Annotated in this window: 18 protein-coding genes; 13 read left to right on the top strand and 5 right to left on the bottom strand. The window is 64.4% G+C overall.

The features are described 5' to 3' along the window. Window positions 1-4: 4 nt before the first annotated feature. The 4 genes from lptB to QZ471_RS10890 form a co-directional block, all read right to left on the bottom strand. Window positions 5-733 carry an LPS export ABC transporter ATP-binding protein gene (lptB, locus tag QZ471_RS10875; RefSeq protein WP_295463545.1) on the bottom strand — a complete coding sequence of 243 codons (729 nt, stop codon included), beginning with the start codon at window positions 731-733 and terminating at the stop codon, window positions 5-7. Beyond that, entirely contained in the window at window positions 730-1,269 is a 540-nt protein-coding gene (gene lptA / locus QZ471_RS10880; RefSeq protein WP_295463546.1) for a lipopolysaccharide transport periplasmic protein LptA, read from the bottom strand. The genes lptB and lptA overlap by 4 nt, the downstream gene beginning before the upstream one ends. Further along, window positions 1,256-1,828: an LPS export ABC transporter periplasmic protein LptC gene (gene lptC, locus QZ471_RS10885; protein WP_295463547.1), complete on the bottom strand. Its 573-nt coding sequence runs from the start codon at window positions 1,826-1,828 to the stop codon at window positions 1,256-1,258. Before lptC ends, lptA begins: the two co-directional genes overlap by 14 nt. Before the next feature lie 82 nt (window positions 1,829-1,910). Then, a complete protein-coding gene (locus QZ471_RS10890) occupies window positions 1,911-2,885 on the bottom strand; it encodes a KpsF/GutQ family sugar-phosphate isomerase (protein WP_295463548.1) in 975 nt (324 codons plus the stop codon). Between the two features lie 201 nt (window positions 2,886-3,086). Between QZ471_RS10890 and QZ471_RS10895 the strand changes: the two genes are divergently transcribed. The 10 genes from QZ471_RS10895 to hisC all read left to right on the top strand — a co-directional run bounded on the left by QZ471_RS10895 (window position 3,087) and on the right by hisC (window position 10,909). Beyond that, window positions 3,087-3,896, top strand: a complete 810-nt coding sequence (locus QZ471_RS10895) for an ATP-binding cassette domain-containing protein (RefSeq protein ID WP_295463550.1) — start codon at window positions 3,087-3,089, stop codon at window positions 3,894-3,896. Further along, window positions 3,896-4,690 (top strand): lipid asymmetry maintenance ABC transporter permease subunit MlaE, encoded by a 795-nt coding sequence (mlaE, locus tag QZ471_RS10900; protein ID WP_295463552.1) that lies wholly within the window; start codon window positions 3,896-3,898, stop codon window positions 4,688-4,690. The genes QZ471_RS10895 and mlaE overlap by 1 nt, the downstream gene beginning before the upstream one ends. Then, a complete protein-coding gene (gene mlaD, locus QZ471_RS10905; RefSeq protein WP_058761964.1) occupies window positions 4,690-5,166 on the top strand; it encodes an outer membrane lipid asymmetry maintenance protein MlaD in 477 nt (158 codons plus the stop codon). The genes mlaE and mlaD overlap by 1 nt, the downstream gene beginning before the upstream one ends. Window positions 5,167-5,180: 14 nt before the next feature. Further along, window positions 5,181-5,831 (top strand): ABC transporter substrate-binding protein, encoded by a 651-nt coding sequence (locus tag QZ471_RS10910; protein ID WP_295463555.1) that lies wholly within the window; start codon window positions 5,181-5,183, stop codon window positions 5,829-5,831. Continuing rightward, window positions 5,828-6,142 (top strand): STAS domain-containing protein, encoded by a 315-nt coding sequence (locus QZ471_RS10915; protein WP_295463557.1) that lies wholly within the window; start codon window positions 5,828-5,830, stop codon window positions 6,140-6,142. The genes QZ471_RS10910 and QZ471_RS10915 overlap by 4 nt, the downstream gene beginning before the upstream one ends. A gap of 73 nt (window positions 6,143-6,215) precedes the next feature. Continuing rightward, the gene (locus QZ471_RS10920; protein WP_007159508.1) at window positions 6,216-6,455 is read left to right on the top strand and encodes a BolA family protein; all 240 of its coding nucleotides are present in this window, start codon (window positions 6,216-6,218) and stop codon (window positions 6,453-6,455) included. A 22-nt stretch (window positions 6,456-6,477) separates the two neighbouring features. After that, window positions 6,478-7,743: a UDP-N-acetylglucosamine 1-carboxyvinyltransferase gene (gene murA / locus QZ471_RS10925; RefSeq protein WP_058761967.1), complete on the top strand. Its 1,266-nt coding sequence runs from the start codon at window positions 6,478-6,480 to the stop codon at window positions 7,741-7,743. 9 nt (window positions 7,744-7,752) lie between these two features. Then, complete coding sequence (gene hisG, locus QZ471_RS10930) at window positions 7,753-8,385, top strand: ATP phosphoribosyltransferase (RefSeq protein WP_077171860.1); 633 nt, start codon at window positions 7,753-7,755, stop codon at window positions 8,383-8,385. Window positions 8,386-8,534: 149 nt separating this feature from the next. Then, on the top strand, window positions 8,535-9,851 hold the full coding sequence (gene hisD, locus QZ471_RS10935) for a histidinol dehydrogenase (protein WP_295463565.1): 1,317 nt from the start codon (window positions 8,535-8,537) through the stop codon (window positions 9,849-9,851). A 2-nt stretch (window positions 9,852-9,853) separates the two neighbouring features. Then, window positions 9,854-10,909 (top strand): histidinol-phosphate transaminase, encoded by a 1,056-nt coding sequence (gene hisC / locus QZ471_RS10940; protein WP_295463567.1) that lies wholly within the window; start codon window positions 9,854-9,856, stop codon window positions 10,907-10,909. Between the two features lie 143 nt (window positions 10,910-11,052). Here hisC and QZ471_RS10945 read toward each other — a convergent pair whose 3' ends face one another. After that, the gene (locus tag QZ471_RS10945) at window positions 11,053-12,174 is read right to left on the bottom strand and encodes a trypsin-like peptidase domain-containing protein (RefSeq protein WP_295463569.1); all 1,122 of its coding nucleotides are present in this window, start codon (window positions 12,172-12,174) and stop codon (window positions 11,053-11,055) included. A gap of 115 nt (window positions 12,175-12,289) precedes the next feature. Between QZ471_RS10945 and QZ471_RS10950 the strand changes: the two genes are divergently transcribed. The 3 genes from QZ471_RS10950 to cysN all read left to right on the top strand — a co-directional run bounded on the left by QZ471_RS10950 (window position 12,290) and on the right by cysN (window position 16,029). Next, a complete protein-coding gene (locus tag QZ471_RS10950) occupies window positions 12,290-13,045 on the top strand; it encodes a Nif3-like dinuclear metal center hexameric protein (RefSeq protein ID WP_295463571.1) in 756 nt (251 codons plus the stop codon). Window positions 13,046-13,211: 166 nt separating this feature from the next. Next, window positions 13,212-14,129: a sulfate adenylyltransferase subunit CysD gene (gene cysD, locus QZ471_RS10955; protein WP_007159501.1), complete on the top strand. Its 918-nt coding sequence runs from the start codon at window positions 13,212-13,214 to the stop codon at window positions 14,127-14,129. 1 nt (window position 14,130) lies between these two features. Then, window positions 14,131-16,029, top strand: a complete 1,899-nt coding sequence (cysN, locus tag QZ471_RS10960; RefSeq protein ID WP_295463574.1) for a sulfate adenylyltransferase subunit CysN — start codon at window positions 14,131-14,133, stop codon at window positions 16,027-16,029. Window position 16,030: the final 1 nt, after the last annotated feature.

A 16,030-nucleotide genomic window follows, 5' to 3' on the forward strand; every position in this document is an offset into this window, starting at 1 on the left:
TTGCCTAGAGGCGGAATTCGTGGCCCAGGTAGACTTCCTTCACCAGTTCGTTGGCGAGGACTTCCTCGGCGGTGCCTTCGGCGATGAGCTGGCCGTCGTTGACGATGTAGGCCGTCTCGCAGATGGTCAGGGTTTCCCGCACGTTGTGGTCGGTGATGAGGACGCCGATGCCCTTGGCCTTGAGGTGGCGGATGATCTGCTTGATGTCGCCCACCGAGATGGGGTCCACACCGGCGAAGGGTTCGTCCAGCAGGATGAATTTGGGTGCCGTGGCCAGCGCGCGGGCGATCTCGACGCGGCGGCGTTCGCCACCGGACAGGCTCATGCCGCGGTTGTCGCGGATGTGGGTGATATGGAATTCCTGCAGCAGGCTTTCCAGCTCGCGCAGCCGCCCGGCCTTGTCCAGGTCCTTGCGGGTTTCCAGGATGCCGAGGATGTTGTCGGCCACGGTCAGCTTGCGAAAGATCGAGGCTTCCTGCGGCAGATAACCGATACCGGCGCGGGCCCGACCATGCATGGGCAGGGCGGTGACGTCTTGGTCGTCGATCAGCACCCGGCCCTGATCGGCCTTGACCAGGCCGACGATCATGTAGAAGCAGGTGGTCTTGCCGGCGCCGTTGGGGCCGAGCAGGCCGACGATCTGGCCGCTGTCGATGCTGAGGCTGACGTCGCGGACGACCTGACGACCCTTGTAGCTCTTGGCCAGATGCTGGGCTTTGAGCGTTACCGTCATTGTCCCTGCCCCGGCTGCTGGTCCTTGGGCTGGATGACCATGTCGATACGCGGCCGCGGCGTGGTGACCTTGCTGCCGTTGGCGCGGCCGGCATTCACGATCTGGCGCTGGGTGTCGTAGACGATCTTCTCGCCTTCGAAGGTATTGCCCTGCTGAACCACCTTGGCCTGGTCGATCAGGATGATGCGGTTTTCCTGAGCGAAGTATTGGATCGTCAGACCATAGGCCTTGACGATGTCCTTGTCCGGCGAGGGTTTCTGCTCGTAGTAGGCCGGCTTGCCCACCGCGGTCGCGACCTTGATGTTGCCCTGGTTATCCTGGGTCAAGGTCACGGTGTTGCCGGTGATCTTCATGCTGCCCTGGGTGATGACCACGTCACCGCGATACACGGCCACGCCCTGCTTGTCATCGAGCTCGGCGCTGTCGGCCTGCACGCGAATCGGCTGGTTGCGATCGGTCGGCAGGGCCCAAGCCGCGGCACTGCCCAGGGTGGCGCCGAGGGTGAACAGAAAGGGGAGGGTTTTAACGAACCTCATACTGGCCTCTTACGTTGGACAGCAGGAGCATTCTGCCGTCTTCTAGATACGCTTTCATGCCGTTGGCCGTGGTCACCCCATTGGCGGCGTCGATTCTAACGGCTTGCTCGGTCTGCGCATATTGTTTGTCGGGAAAGACCGTCATACGAGTGGTGGTCAGCACTACCGGGCGGCCTCTCGCGTCGGTCCGCTCCACGCGCACGTCGTCGATCAGCTCTGCCTGGCTGCCGCCGGGCGCCACTTCGGCCCGGGCACTGCGGATGTGCCAGGGAAAATCGGTACCGCGGAAGGCCAGCATATCGGGACGGGTCACCAGGGTGATGTCGGTGGCGGCGACGTGTTCGCTGCGCTCGGCCTTGAGTTCGTACTGGACCTTGCCGTCCAGGCGATACTGAATCGTCCGCGTATTCAAGGCGTAGCCATCGATGGCGCTGTCTTGCGGGGTCGTCGAGGCCGGGGCGTCGACGAAGCGCTGCGGCAGGATGTTCCAGTAGCCGATCGCGATGAGCGCGGCGGCGATCAGGACCAACAGCACGGGGCGGCGCAAACTGCCAAACATGAGGCTACCTGTAGTGGGCCGCGCAAGGTGGCGGCGGTTGAACACGTTTTTCGAGCACAGCAGTCGTCCAGTATAACCCGGCCTACAGCACCCCGGCGCGTAGCAGGTCACCCATGTTGAGGGCGCCGATCGGTTGGCGGTCATCGTCGACCACCACCAGGGCGTTGATCTTGTGCTCTTCCATGATCTTGAGCGCTTCGGCGGCGAGCATCTGCGCCCTGGCCGTTCGACCACCGCGGGTCATGACGGTTGCGATGGGGGTGGTGCGCACGTCGATGCCGCGATCCAGCGCCCGACGCAGGTCGCCATCGGTGAAGATGCCGGCCAGCCGGCCATCGGCGCCGATCACGCTGGTCATGCCCAAGCCCTTGCGTGACATCTCCAGCAACGCATCGGACACCAGGGTGTCCTCGCTCACCCGCGGCAGGTCGGCGCCGGCGTGCATGACGTTCTCGACCTTGAGCAGTAGTCGCCGACCCAGGGCGCCGCCCGGATGGGAGAAGGCGAAATCCTCGGCGGTGAAGCCGCGGGCTTCGAGCAGGGCGATGGCCAGGGCATCGCCCAGGACCAGGGCGACGGTGGTGGAGGAGGTGGGCGCCAGATTGAGCGGGCAGGCCTCGGTGGCGACGCTGGTGTCCAGATTGACGTCGGCGGCCTTGGCCAGCGGTGAGGCGGCGTTGCCGGCGAAACTGATCAGGGGCACGCCCAGCCGTTTGATCAGCGGCAGCAGGGTGAGGATCTCGCTCGAGGTGCCCGACTGGGAGATGGCGATGATGACGTCGTCACGGGTAATCATGCCCATGTCGCCATGGCTGGCTTCGGCCGGGTGGACGAAGAAGGCCGGGCTGCCGGTGCTGGCCAGGGTGGCGGCGATCTTGTTGCCGACATGACCGGACTTGCCCATGCCCAGCACGACGATGCGCCCGCGGCATTCCAGCAGCAGGCGACAGGCCTGGGAGAAGCTCGCGTCGACGCGTTCGCCAAGGGCGGCTACCGCCGCTCGCTCTACCTCGATGGTGCGCTTGGCGGACGCGATGAAATCTATTGAGTCGGACATGGGTCAGAAGGCAGGTGACGGAACAATCGGAAATTATATGCGCAAAGCCGCGACCGGCAGCAACGTCGTCTCAGGTCGAGGGTATCGACAGACGAATGCTATAGTGCCGCCTTTTTTCACGGGCCGTCGCCAGCAGGTCATGCGTGCCCTGACGCAGCGGAGCGACGTCTCCTTGCACAGAGTTGAACCTTAGGAGTTTCGATGACCGTCGATAGCCCGTACGCCGTGGAGTTGAAGGGCGTTTCCTTCAAGCGCGGCACGCGTCTCATCTACGACCGGGTCGATATCCGCATCCCGCGGGGCAAGGTCACCGGGATCATGGGGCCGTCCGGCAGTGGCAAGACCACCTTGTTGCGGTTGATCGCCGCCCAGTTGCGGCCGAGCGCCGGCGAGATCTGGGTCAATGGCGCCAACCTGCCGCAGCTGTCCCGCGGCGAACTGTTCGAGATGCGTCGGCAGATGGGCGTGCTGTTCCAGAGCGGCGCCCTGTTCACTGATCTCGACGTCTTCGAGAACGTGGCCTTTCCCTTGCGCGTGCACACCAAGCTGCCCGAGGAAATGATCCGCGACATCGTCCTGCTCAAGTTGCAGGCCGTGGGGCTGCGTGGCGCCGTCGACTTGATGCCGGACGAACTCTCCGGCGGCATGAAGCGCCGGGTCGCCCTGGCGCGCGCCATCGCCCTGGACCCGCAGATCCTCATGTACGACGAGCCCTTCGTCGGCCAGGACCCCATTGCCATGGGCGTGCTGGTCCGCCTGATCCGGCTGCTCAACCAGGCCCTGGGCTTGACCAGCATCGTGGTGTCCCACGACCTCGCCGAGACCGCCAGCATCGCCGACTACCTCTATGTGGTGGGCGATACCAAGGTGCTGGGGCAGGGCACGCCCAAGGAATTGCGCGAGTCGCCGGATCCGCGGGTTCGCCAGTTCATGCAGGGTATCCCCGATGGTCCGGTACCCTTCCACTTCGCCGCGCCGGAACTGCGCGATGCCTTGCTGGGGAAACACTGATGCGTAAGGTCTCCGCCGTGGAGCGGATTCGTCGGCTCGGCCGGGCCGGGCTGGATGTCGTGGCGGCCATCGGTCGCTCGGTGATCGTGCTGCTGCTGGCCGTGTTCGGTCGCGGCGGGGTGGGCAGCGGCCTGCAACTGCTCGGCAAGCAACTCTATTCGGTGGGCGTGCTGTCGCTGCCGATCATCGTCGTCTCGGGCTTCTTCATTGGCATGGTGATCGCCCTGCAGGGCTACAACATCCTGGTCAAGTACGGCTCGGAACAGGCGGTGGGGCAGATGGTCGCCCTGACCCTGCTGCGTGAACTCGGGCCGGTGGTAACCGCGCTGCTGTTCGCCGGCCGGGCGGGCTCTGCCCTGACCGCCGAGATCGGCAACATGAAATCCACCGAGCAACTGTCCAGCCTGGAAATGATCGGCGTGGATCCGCTCAAGTACATCGTCGCGCCGCGGTTCTGGGCTGGCTTCATTTCCATGCCGCTGCTGGCCGCCATGTTCAGTGTGGTGGGCATCTGGGGTGCGGCCATGGTCGCCATCGACTGGCTGGGCGTCTACGACGGCTCCTTCTGGGCCACCATGCAGAACAGCGTGATGCTCAGCGATGTGCTCAATGGCGTGATCAAGAGCCTGGTGTTCGCCTTCGTGGTGACCTGGGTCGCTGTTTTCCAAGGGTATGACTGCGAGCCGACCTCCGAAGGCATCGGCCGCGCCACCACCCGTACCGTCGTCTATGCGTCGCTCGCCGTGCTCGGCCTCGACTTCATTCTTACCGCCCTGATGTTTGGAGATCTCTGATGCAAACCCGCACCCAGGAAATCGGTGTCGGACTCTTCCTGCTGGCCGGCGTGCTCGCACTGCTGTTGCTGGCGCTGCGGGTAAGCGGTCTGACGATGAGCGACCATCGCGATACCTACAAGGTCTATGCCTACTTCGACAATATCGCCGGTCTGACCGTGAGATCGCGGGTAACGATGTCGGGCGTGACCATCGGCAAGGTCACCGCCATCGATCTCGATCGCAACAGCTACCGGGCCCGGGTCACCATGCAGATCGACAAGCAGGTGGACAACCTGCCGACCGATTCCATCGCCTCCATCCTGACCGCCGGGCTGCTCGGCGAGAAGTACATCGGCATCAGCGTGGGCGGCGACGAGCAGGTACTCAAGGAGGGCTCGACCATTCGCGATACACAATCGTCGCTGGTTCTCGAGGATCTGATCGGCAAATTCCTGCTCAATTCGGTCAATAAAGACTCTTCCGCCAATAAATGATGAGAGACTTTTCCATGCTCAAGCTAATTCGTCACGGAGTCATCGCGATCCTGGCCCTGCTGCCCCTGGTTTCCCAGGCGGCGCCCTCGGCCCACGACGTGATCCAGCAGACCACCAATACCCTGCTGTCGGACCTCCAGGCCAATCGCGACAAGTATCGCAGCAACCCGGAAGCCTTCTACGAGTCGCTCAACAGCATCCTCGGTCCGGTGGTGGACGCCGAGGGCATTTCGCGCAGCATCATGACCGTGCGCTATAGCCGCAGCGCCACCCCGGAGCAAATGGCGCGCTTCCAGGAGAACTTCAAGCGCAGCCTGATGCAGTTCTATGGCAACGCCCTGCTGGAGTACAACAACCAGGGTATCCGCGTGCTGCCGGAAGGTCCGGCCGACGGTCCCGACCGCACCAGCGTCGGCATGGAAGTCAAGGGCAACAACGGCGCCGTGTATCCGGTGCAGTACAGCATGGTCAAGCAGGGTGACGACTGGAAGGTGCGCAATGTCATCATCAACGGCCTGAACCTCGGCAAGCTGTTCCGTGACCAGTTCGCCCAGGCGATGCAGGACAACAACGGCGATCTGAACAAGACCATCGACAACTGGGCGGGCACCGTGGCCAAGGCCAAGGATTCTCCCGAGGCCCAGAAGGCCAAGGTCGGTTCGTGAGCCGCGCCGCCATTACCGGCGATGGCGCCCGACTGCAGTTGTCGGGTGTCCTCGACCACGCCACTGTGCCCACCTTGCGCGAGCAGGGGCGGGCACTGATCGCCCAAGGCAGCGGTCCGCTGGTGCTGGACTGCGCCAGTGTCGAGCACTCCAATAGCGCCGGCCTGGCGCTGCTGTTGGCCTGGCTACGTGATGCCCAGACCGCGGGTCGCGCGCTCTCCATCGCCAACCTGCCTTCCGAGCTGCGGCAGATCGCCGATGTCTCGGATGCGCTGGAGCTGTTGCCCCTCGCAGACCAGCCTTACACCTGACGGTCATCGCAGTCGCCGTACAGCCGGTTTTTTTGTATGATCGCCGGCTGTACTAGATTGCCGAGGTGCCGCCATGCAGGCCCAAGAAGTCAAAAGCCTCCTGGAGGCAAAACTGGCCGATACCCAGGTCGAAGTGGAAGGCGAGGGCTGCAACTTCCAGCTCTACCTGATCAGCGACGAGCTCCAGGCCCTCAGCCCGGTCAAGCGTCAGCAACAGGTCTACTCCCATCTCCAGCCGCAGATCGCCGATGGCAGCATCCACGCTGTCACCATGAAATTCTTCACCCGCGCTGCCTGGGCCGAACGCGCCTGATTCGCAGCGCCGAGAACTCGCTATGGACAAACTGATCATTACCGGCGGCAATAGCCTGAACGGTGAAATTCGCATTTCCGGGGCCAAGAATTCCGCCCTGCCGATCCTGGCTGCGACCCTGCTCGCCGATACCCCGGTGACCATCGCCAACCTGCCGCACCTGCACGACATCACCACCATGATCGAGCTGTTCGGCCGCATGGGCGTGCAGCCCATCATCGGTGAGAAGCTCAACGTCGAGGTCGATGCCTCCAGCATCAAGACGCTGGTCGCGCCCTACGAGCTGGTCAAGACCATGCGCGCTTCCATCCTGGTGCTGGGTCCCATGGTCGCTCGCTTTGGCGAAGCGGAAGTCGCCCTGCCGGGCGGTTGCGCCATCGGCTCGCGTCCGGTCGACCTGCACCTGCGCGGTCTGGAAGCCATGGGCGCCAAGATCACCGTCGAGGGTGGCTACATCAAGGCCAAGGCTCCGGCCGGCGGTCTGCGCGGTGCCCACTACTATTTCGATACCGTTAGCGTGACCGGTACCGAGAACGTGCTGATGGCCGCCACCCTGGCCAAGGGTCGCAGCGTCATCCAGAACGCCGCCCGTGAGCCCGAAGTGGTGGATCTGGCCAACTGCCTGATCGCCATGGGTGCCAACATCAAGGGCGCCGGTACCGACACCATCACCGTGGAAGGCGTCGAGCGCCTGGGTGGCGCTACCTACTCGGTGCTGCCCGACCGTATCGAGACCGGTAGCTACCTGGTTGCGGCCGCCGCCACCCGCGGTCGCGTCAAGCTCAAGGATACCGATCCGACCATCCTCGAAGCCGTGCTGGCCAAGCTGGAAGAGGCGGGTGCCCACCTCTCCACCGGCAGCAACTGGATCGAGCTGGACATGAAGGGCAATCGCCCCCGCGCGGTGAACATCCGCACGGCGCCGTACCCGGCGTTCCCCACCGACATGCAGGCGCAGTTCATCTCCATGAACGCCGTCGCCGAAGGCACCGGTACCGTGGTCGAGACCATCTTCGAGAACCGCTTCATGCACGTTCACGAGATGGTGCGCATGGGTGCCAATATCGCCATCGAAGGCAATGCCGCCATCGTCACCGGCGTGCCCAGCCTCAAGGCTGCCCCGGTCATGGCGACCGACCTGCGCGCCTCGGCGAGCCTGGTCATCGCCGCCCTGGTGGCCGAAGGCGATACCCTGATCGATCGCATCTACCACATCGACCGCGGCTACGAATGCATCGAGGAGAAATTCCAGCTGCTCGGCGCCAAGATCCGTCGCACGCCCAAGTAAGGACCTCCGATGCTGACCATCGCCCTGTCCAAGGGCCGTATCCTCGACGACACCCTGCCGCTGCTGGCGGCGGCGGGAATAGCGCCGACCGAGAATCCGGACAAGAGCCGCAAGCTCATCATCCCGACCACCCAGGACGATGTGCGCCTGCTCATCGTCCGCGCCACCGACGTGCCCACCTACGTGGAGCATGGCGCCGCGGACCTGGGCGTGGCCGGCAAGGACGTGCTGATGGAGTACGGCGGCGATGGTCTCTATGAGCCGCTGGACCTGCGCATCGCCCGTTGCAAGCTGATGACCGCGGGCGCCGTGGGCGCTCCGGTGCCACGTGGCCGGCTGCGGGTGGCGACCAAGTTCGTCAACGTCGCCAAGCGCTACTATGCCGAGCAGGGTCGCCAGGTCGACATCATCAAGCTGTACGGCTCCATGGAGCTGGCACCGCTGGTAGGGCTGGCCGACAAGATCATCGACGTGGTCGATACCGGTAACACCCTCAAGGCCAATGGTCTGGAGCCCCAGGAGCTGATCGCCCACATCAGCTCGCGCTTGATCGTCAACAAGGCGTCGATGAAGATGCAGCATGGTCGCATCCAGGCCCTCATCGAGACCCTGCGCCACGCCGTCGAGGCGCGCGGCGCCTGAGTGTCTGGCCGGCATCCTGAAGGCCGGCCAGCGCTGATTCCACCCCTCCAATCTCGCCTATCCGTGCCATAGCCAAATTGTCGGGCGCCCACACGGAGCCGGCTGTTACTCTCGGGCGCCCCTTTCGCTCATCCTGAAGAGGACCCGTCATGAACGCTCCGCTCGCCATCCGCCGACTCGCCGCCGCCGCTCCGGATTTCGCCGAGCATCTGGATCATCTGCTGAGCTGGGAAGGGGTGTCCGACGCCGACATCAACCAGCGGGTCCTGGCGATCATCGCCGACGTGCGCCACCAGGGCGACGCCGCGCTGCTCGAATACACCCGCCGCTTCGATGGTGTCGAGGCGACGTCCATGAGCGACCTCATCCTGCCGCGTGCGCGCCTGGAAGAAGCCCTGACCCGTATCACAGCGGAGCAGCGCACCGCGCTGGAAGCCGCTGCCGAGCGCGTCCGGCGTTATCACGAAAAGCAGCGCCAGGATTCCTGGCAGTACCAGGAAGTCGACGGTACCGTGCTCGGCCAGCAGGTCACCCCGCTGGATCGTGCCGGTCTCTATGTGCCGGGGGGCAAGGCCTCCTATCCCTCCTCGGTGCTGATGAACGCCATTCCCGCCAAGGTCGCTGGCGTACCCGAGGTGGTCATGGTGGTACCAACGCCCCGCGGCGAGGTCAACGAACTGGTGCTGGCCGCCGCGGCCCTGGCCGGTGTCGACCGCGTCTTCACCATCGGCGGCGCCCAGGCCGTGGCCGCCCTGGCCTATGGCACCGAGAGCGTGCCGCCGGTGGACAAGATCGTCGGCCCCGGCAACATCTATGTCGCCACTGCCAAGCGTCATGTGTTCGGCAAGGTCGGCATCGACATGATCGCCGGCCCGTCCGAGATCCTGGTGGTCTGCGATGGCCAGACCGATCCCGACTGGATCGCCATGGACCTGTTCTCCCAGGCCGAGCACGACGAAGACGCCCAGGCCATCCTGGTCAGTCCGGACGCCGCCTTCCTCGATGCCGTGGCGGCCAGCATCGCCCGGCTGCTGCCGGAGATGGAGCGCGCCGACATCATCCGCGCCTCCCTGGAAGGCCGCGGTGCCCTGATCCAGGTCGCCGACATGACCCAGGCCATAGAAGTGGCCAACCGCATCGCCCCCGAACATCTGGAGCTGTCCGTCGCCGAGCCCGAGCAGTGGCTGCCCAAGATCCGCCATGCCGGTGCCATCTTCATGGGTCGCTATACCGCCGAGGCCCTGGGCGACTACTGCGCCGGTCCGAACCACGTACTGCCGACCTCGGGCACCGCACGCTTCTCTTCGCCCCTGGGCGTATACGACTTTCAGAAGCGCTCGTCGATCATCCATTGCTCGGCCAGCGGCGCCTCGGCGTTGGGTCGGGTCGCCTCGGTACTGGCACGTGGCGAGTCCCTGACCGCTCACGCCCGTAGCGCCGAATACCGCATTCAAGAGGAGCAGTAGGCATGAGCGAACTCTGGAGTCCCTTCGTCAAGAACCTGGTGCCCTATGTGCCGGGCGAGCAGCCCAAGCTGACCAACCTGGTCAAGCTCAACACCAACGAGAATCCCTACGGTCCGTCGCCACGGGCGCTGGAGGCCATTCGCGCCGCGGCCACCGACGATCTGCGCCTCTATCCCGATCCCAACGGTCAGGCGCTCAAGGACGCGGTCGCTCGCTATTACGGCATCCAGAGCGACCAGGTCTTCGTCGGCAATGGTTCGGACGAAGTCCTGGCGCACATCTTCCTGGGTCTGTTCGGCCACGGCCGGCCGATCCTCTTCCCGGATATCAGCTACAGCTTCTATCCGGTGTATTGCGGCCTCTACGACATCGCCTTCGAGACGCCGGCGCTGGACGAGGATTTCCAGATCGTCCCGGAAGACTATCTGCGGCCCAATGGCGGCATCATCTTCCCCAATCCCAATGCGCCCACCGGTAGCGCCCTGGCGCTGGACGCCATCGAACGCATCCTCGCCGGCAATCCCAGCTCCGTGGTGGTGGTGGACGAGGCCTATGTCGACTTCGGTGCCGAATCGGCGGTCGCTCTGATCAGTCGCTATCCCAATCTGGTAGTGACCCAGACACTGTCCAAGTCGCGTTCCCTGGCCGGGCTGCGGGTGGGTCTGGCCATGGGGCAGGCCCCACTGATGGAAGCCCTGGAGCGGATCAAGAACAGCTTCAACTCCTACCCCCTGGATCGCCTCGCCCTGGCCGGGGCGGTGGCCGCCTTCGAGGATCGCGCCTATTTCGACGAGACCTGCCGGCAGGTGGTTGAAAGTCGGGAGGGACTGGTGAGCGCGCTGCTGGAGCGCGGTTTCGAGGTGTTGCCCTCGGCTGCCAACTTCATCTTCGCCCGCCATGTGCAGAAGGGTGGGGCGGCTCTGGCGGCGGGGCTGCGCGAACACGGCGTCATCGTTCGCCACTTCAGCCGCCCGGAGCGCATCGCCGACTTCCTGCGCATCACCATCGGCACCCCGGCGCAGAACCAGGCGTTGATCGCGGCCCTCGATACTCTCTGAGAGTCTATTCAAAGGCTGCTGCGCGTCGGCCAAACGTCGTTGAAAATGGCTTCGGAATGCTCATTTACTACTTGTAAACTCCGCTTCCTCAGCCATTTTCGCCTTGTTTGTCTCTAGCTCGCGATCCTTTGAACAGGCTCTCGCTAGCGCGCCTTCTCCATGAGGGGGCGCAGGCCGACACCGGCCTTGAGTTGCAGGGTCTTGTCCTGGCGCAGTACCTCGATGGCGATGCTGTCGCCCGGTTGCTTGCGGGCGATCTGGTTCATCGCCAGGCGGCCATCCTTCACCGGCTGGCCCGCCAGCCGCAATAACACATCACCCGAACGCAGGCCGGCCTTGTGCGCCGGTCCGTCCGGATCGATGTCCGTCACCACGATGCCCTGGTCGACCTTGAGCCCATAGGTCTTCACCAGCTCGGGTGTGATGACCTCCACCGCCACGCCCAGCCAGCCGCGGATGACCTGGCCGTGCTGGATGATCGACTGCATGACCTCCAGCGCCAGCTTGATCGGGATGGCGAAGCCGATGCCCTGGGAGCCACCGGAGAGGATGGCGGTGTTGATGCCGATCAGGTTGCCGTTGGCGTCCACCAGGGCGCCGCCCGAGTTGCCGAGGTTGATCGCCGCGTCGGTCTGGATGAAATCCTCGTAGGTATTGAGGCCCAGCTGATTACGCCCGGTGGCGCTGATGATGCCCATGGTCACGGTCTGGCCGACGCCGAAGGGGTTGCCGATGGCGAGCACCACGTCGCCGATGCGGATGGCGGTGGAGTCACCCACCGAGATGGCCGGCAGATTGGGCAGGTCGATCTTGAGTACCGCCAGGTCCGTGGCTGGGTCGTTGCCGATCAGCTTGGCCAGGGTCTGGCGGCCGTCGGCCAGTGCCACCACGATGGACTCGGCGTCGAGCGTTACATGGTTGTTGGTCAGCAGGTAGCCGTCGTGGCTCATCAGCACGGCCGAGCCGAGGCTGAGTTCTTCGGCGGGCTTGGTCGAACCAGGATGCTCGGGCTTCGCCGTGTCGGATTGGCTGCGTTTGACGGCCTTGGTCGAGCGCAGGGAGACCACGGCGGGCGCCGCGCGACTGGCCGCATCGGCATAGGAGACCGGCCCCTGCTGGCGCGTGCTGGGGGAGGTCTGGGCCGATTCGAGCCGCGGCTGGCTGGCGGGCAGGCCCAACCACTGCGGATAGCGCTGGATGATCAGGACCGCCACCAGCACGCCGCACACCACGGGCCAGCCGAGATACCGCAAAGCCTTGTACATCGGTCACATCCTTGAATTTGTCCGCCCGGGACATGGCGGATAAGCTGGCGGGCATTATAAGGAGCGGCGCGGCCCTGGGAACCCGGCGGCGCCCTCGACGAGGAGGTATCCGCGCGTGACCCTGTCCCTTGATGAACTGGTGATGACTGCCGATCGCTACCTGGAGAGCGCCCGCCTCCAGGATTACTGCCCCAATGGCCTGCAGGTCCAGGGTCGTGCTCAGGTGCGGCTGCTGGTCAGCGGCGTTACCGCGTCCCAGCAGTTGTTGGACGCCGCCGTGGCCGCCGGTGCCGATGCCATCCTGGTGCATCATGGCTATTTCTGGAAAAACGAGGATGCCCGGCTGATCGGCATGAAGCATCGGCGGATCAAGACGCTGCTCAGCCACGACATCAGCCTGCTGGCCTACCATCTACCGCTGGACGTCCATCCCGAGGTAGGCAATAACGTGCAACTGGGGCGGCGTCTGGGGCTGCAGAACATCGCGCCGCTGCCGGGCGACGCCAAGAACCTGATCTGGCAGGGCGAGCTAGCCCAGCCCCTGTCCGCCGAGGTCTTTGCCCGCCACGTCGCCAATGTCCTGCAACGCGAACCCCTGGTGGTCGATGGGGGACAATCGATCAAGCGGATTGCCTGGTGCACGGGCGGTGCCCAGGGCTACATCGACCAGGCCATCGCCGCGGGCGTGGATGCCTATCTGACCGGGGAGGTGTCCGAGCAAACGGTGCACAGCGCCCAGGAGAACGGCGTGAGCTTCTTCGCCGCCGGTCACCACGCTACCGAACGCTATGGCGTACAGGCGCTGGGGGATTACCTGGCCGCACAGCTGGGAATCGAGCATCGCTTCATCGATTGCGATAATCCCGCCTGAGCGTCATAAGCATAGAACTTCTGGTTCTAATTCGATGGTCGGGCCATAACCGTAGCCTATGGTAAGGTTTACATTCGTCCACGGCCCGCTCCGTCCGGGGCGTCCAGGCGACTGGATGCCGTAACGGACACCTCTTCAGGCCACCTTTCTGCAATCGTGAGTAGCCATGCTCGACAAACAGACGCACCTCAAACAACTTGAGGCGGAAAGCATCCACATCATCCGTGAAGTGGCCGCCGAGTTCGACAATCCGGTCATGCTGTACTCCATCGGCAAAGACTCGGCCGTGATGCTGCACCTGGCCCGCAAGGCCTTCTTTCCCGGCAAGCTGCCGTTCCCGGTACTCCACGTGGACACCGGTTGGAAATTCCAGGCCATGTACGAATTCCGTGACCGCATGGTCGCCGACATGGGGCTCGACCTGCTGGTGCACAAGAATCCGGAAGGGGTCGCCCAGGGCATCAATCCCTTCACCCATGGCAGCGCCAAGCACACCGACATCATGAAGACCCAGGGCCTCAAGCAGGCGCTGGACAAGTACGGCTTCGACGCCGCTTTCGGCGGCGCCCGCCGCGACGAGGAGAAGTCCCGGGCCAAGGAGCGCGTCTACTCCTTCCGCGACAGCAAGCACCGCTGGGATCCGAAGAACCAGCGTCCCGAGCTGTGGAACATCTACAACGGCAAGACCAACAAGGGCGAGTCGATCCGGGTCTTCCCGCTGTCCAACTGGACCGAGCTGGACATCTGGCAGTACATCTACCTCGAAGGCATCCCGATCGTGCCGCTGTACTTCGCCGCCGAGCGCGAAGTGATCGAGAAGAACGGCACCCTGCTCATGATCGACGACGACCGCATCCTCGAGCACCTCTCGCCCGAAGAGAAGGCGCGCATCCATAAGCGCCAGGTGCGTTTCCGTACCCTCGGCTGCTACCCCCTGACCGGCGCGGTGGAGTCCCAGGCGACCACGCTGACGGACATCATCCAGGAGATGCTGCTCACCCGCACCTCCGAACGCCAGGGCCGGGTCATCGACCACGATGGCGCCGGGTCCATGGAAGAGAAGAAACGTCAGGGGTATTTCTAAGATGTCGCACCAATCCGATCTGATCGGCCAGGACATCCTGGCCTACCTCGCGCAGCACGAACGCAAGGAGCTGCTGCGCTTCCTCACCTGCGGCAACGTCGACGACGGCAAGAGCACCCTGATCGGGCGCCTGCTGCACGACTCCAAGATGATCTACGAGGATCACCTGGAAGCCATCACCCGCGATTCCAAGAAGGTGGGCACCACCGGCGAGGAAGTCGACCTGGCATTGCTGGTGGACGGCCTGCAGGCCGAGCGCGAGCAGGGCATCACCATCGACGTGGCCTACCGCTACTTCTCCACCGCCAAGCGCAAGTTCATCATCGCCGATACCCCCGGCCATGAGCAGTACACCCGCAACATGGCCACCGGGGCGTCCACCTGCGACCTGGCGATCATCCTGGTGGATGCCCGCTACGGCATCCAGACCCAGACCCGCCGCCACAGCTACATCGCCTCGTTGCTGGGCATCAAGCACATCGTGGTCGCCATCAACAAGATGGACCTGCTCGGCTTCGACGAAGCCGTGTTTGAGCGCATCAAGGACGACTACCTGGCGTTCGCCCAGCGCATCGACCTGAACGCCAAGGACATCCACTTCGTACCCATGTCGGCGCTCAAGGGCGACAACGTGGTGAATCGCAGCGAGCAGACGCCCTGGTACAGCGGCAAGTCGCTGATGGAAATCCTCGAGACCGTGGAAATCGCCGCGGATCGCAACCTGGACGACCTGCGCTTCCCGGTGCAGTACGTCAATCGGCCCAACCTCAACTTCCGCGGTTTTGCCGGCACCCTGGCCTCGGGCGTAGTCACCAAGGGCGATGCGGTGGTGGTCCTGCCCTCGGGCAAGGGCAGCCGGGTCAAGTCCATCGTTACCTACGACGGCGAACTGGAGCAGGCCGGCCCCGGCCAGGCGGTGACCCTGACGCTGGAAGACGAGATCGACATCTCCCGCGGCGATGTCCTGGTGCATGCCGATAATCGTCCCCAGGTCACCGACAGCTTCGACGCCATGCTGGTGTGGATGGCCGAGGAGCCCATGCGCCCGGGCAAGAAATACGACATCAAGCGCGCTACCAGCTACGTGCCCGGCTCGCTGCCGAGCATCGTCCATACGGTGGACGTCAATACCTTGGAACACGGCGCTGCCAGTGAGCTGAAGCTCAACGAAATCGCCCGGGTCAAGGTGGCCCTGGATGCGTCCATTGCCCTCGATGGCTATGGCGTCAACCGCACCACCGGTGCCTTCATCGTCATCGATCGCCTCACCAATGGCACCGTCGGTGCCGGCATGATCATCGCCGATCCGGTGGGCACGGGTGGTCACGGTCAGAGTGCGCACCAGCTGCACGTCGGCACCAACGAGCGGGCCGCGCGCTTCGGTCAGCAGCCCAGCACCGTGCTCTTCACCGGGCTCTCCGGTGCCGGCAAGACGACCCTGGCCTATGCCCTGGAACGCCGGCTGTTCGATGCCGGTCGCGCGGTCTTCGTGCTGGACGGCCAGAATCTGCGCCATGACCTGAACAAGGGGCTGCCGCAGGATCGTGCCGGTCGTCGTGAGAACTGGTTGCGCGCTGCTCAGGTGGCCCGACAGTTCAACGAGGCGGGCCTGATCGCCCTGGCCGCCTTCGTCGCGCCCGATGCCGAGGGTCGTGCCCAGGCTCAGGCGCTGATCGGGGCGGAGCGGCTGTTGACGGTACACGTCAAGGCATCGCCCAAGACGTGCGCCGAACGGGATCCGCAAGGGCTCTACGCCGCTGGCGGCGACAACATCCCGGGCATCTCCTTCGCCTACGATGCGCCGGAAGACGCCGATCTGGTGATCGATACCGAGCAGTTGTCAGTGGAGGAGGGCGTCCAGCAGATTCTCGATGCTCTGCGTCAGCGCCAGGTGATCTAAA

Origin of the sequence: uncultured Pseudomonas sp., assembly GCF_913774235.1 — a bacterium.
Lineage (GTDB): Bacteria > Pseudomonadota > Gammaproteobacteria > Pseudomonadales > Pseudomonadaceae > Chryseomonas.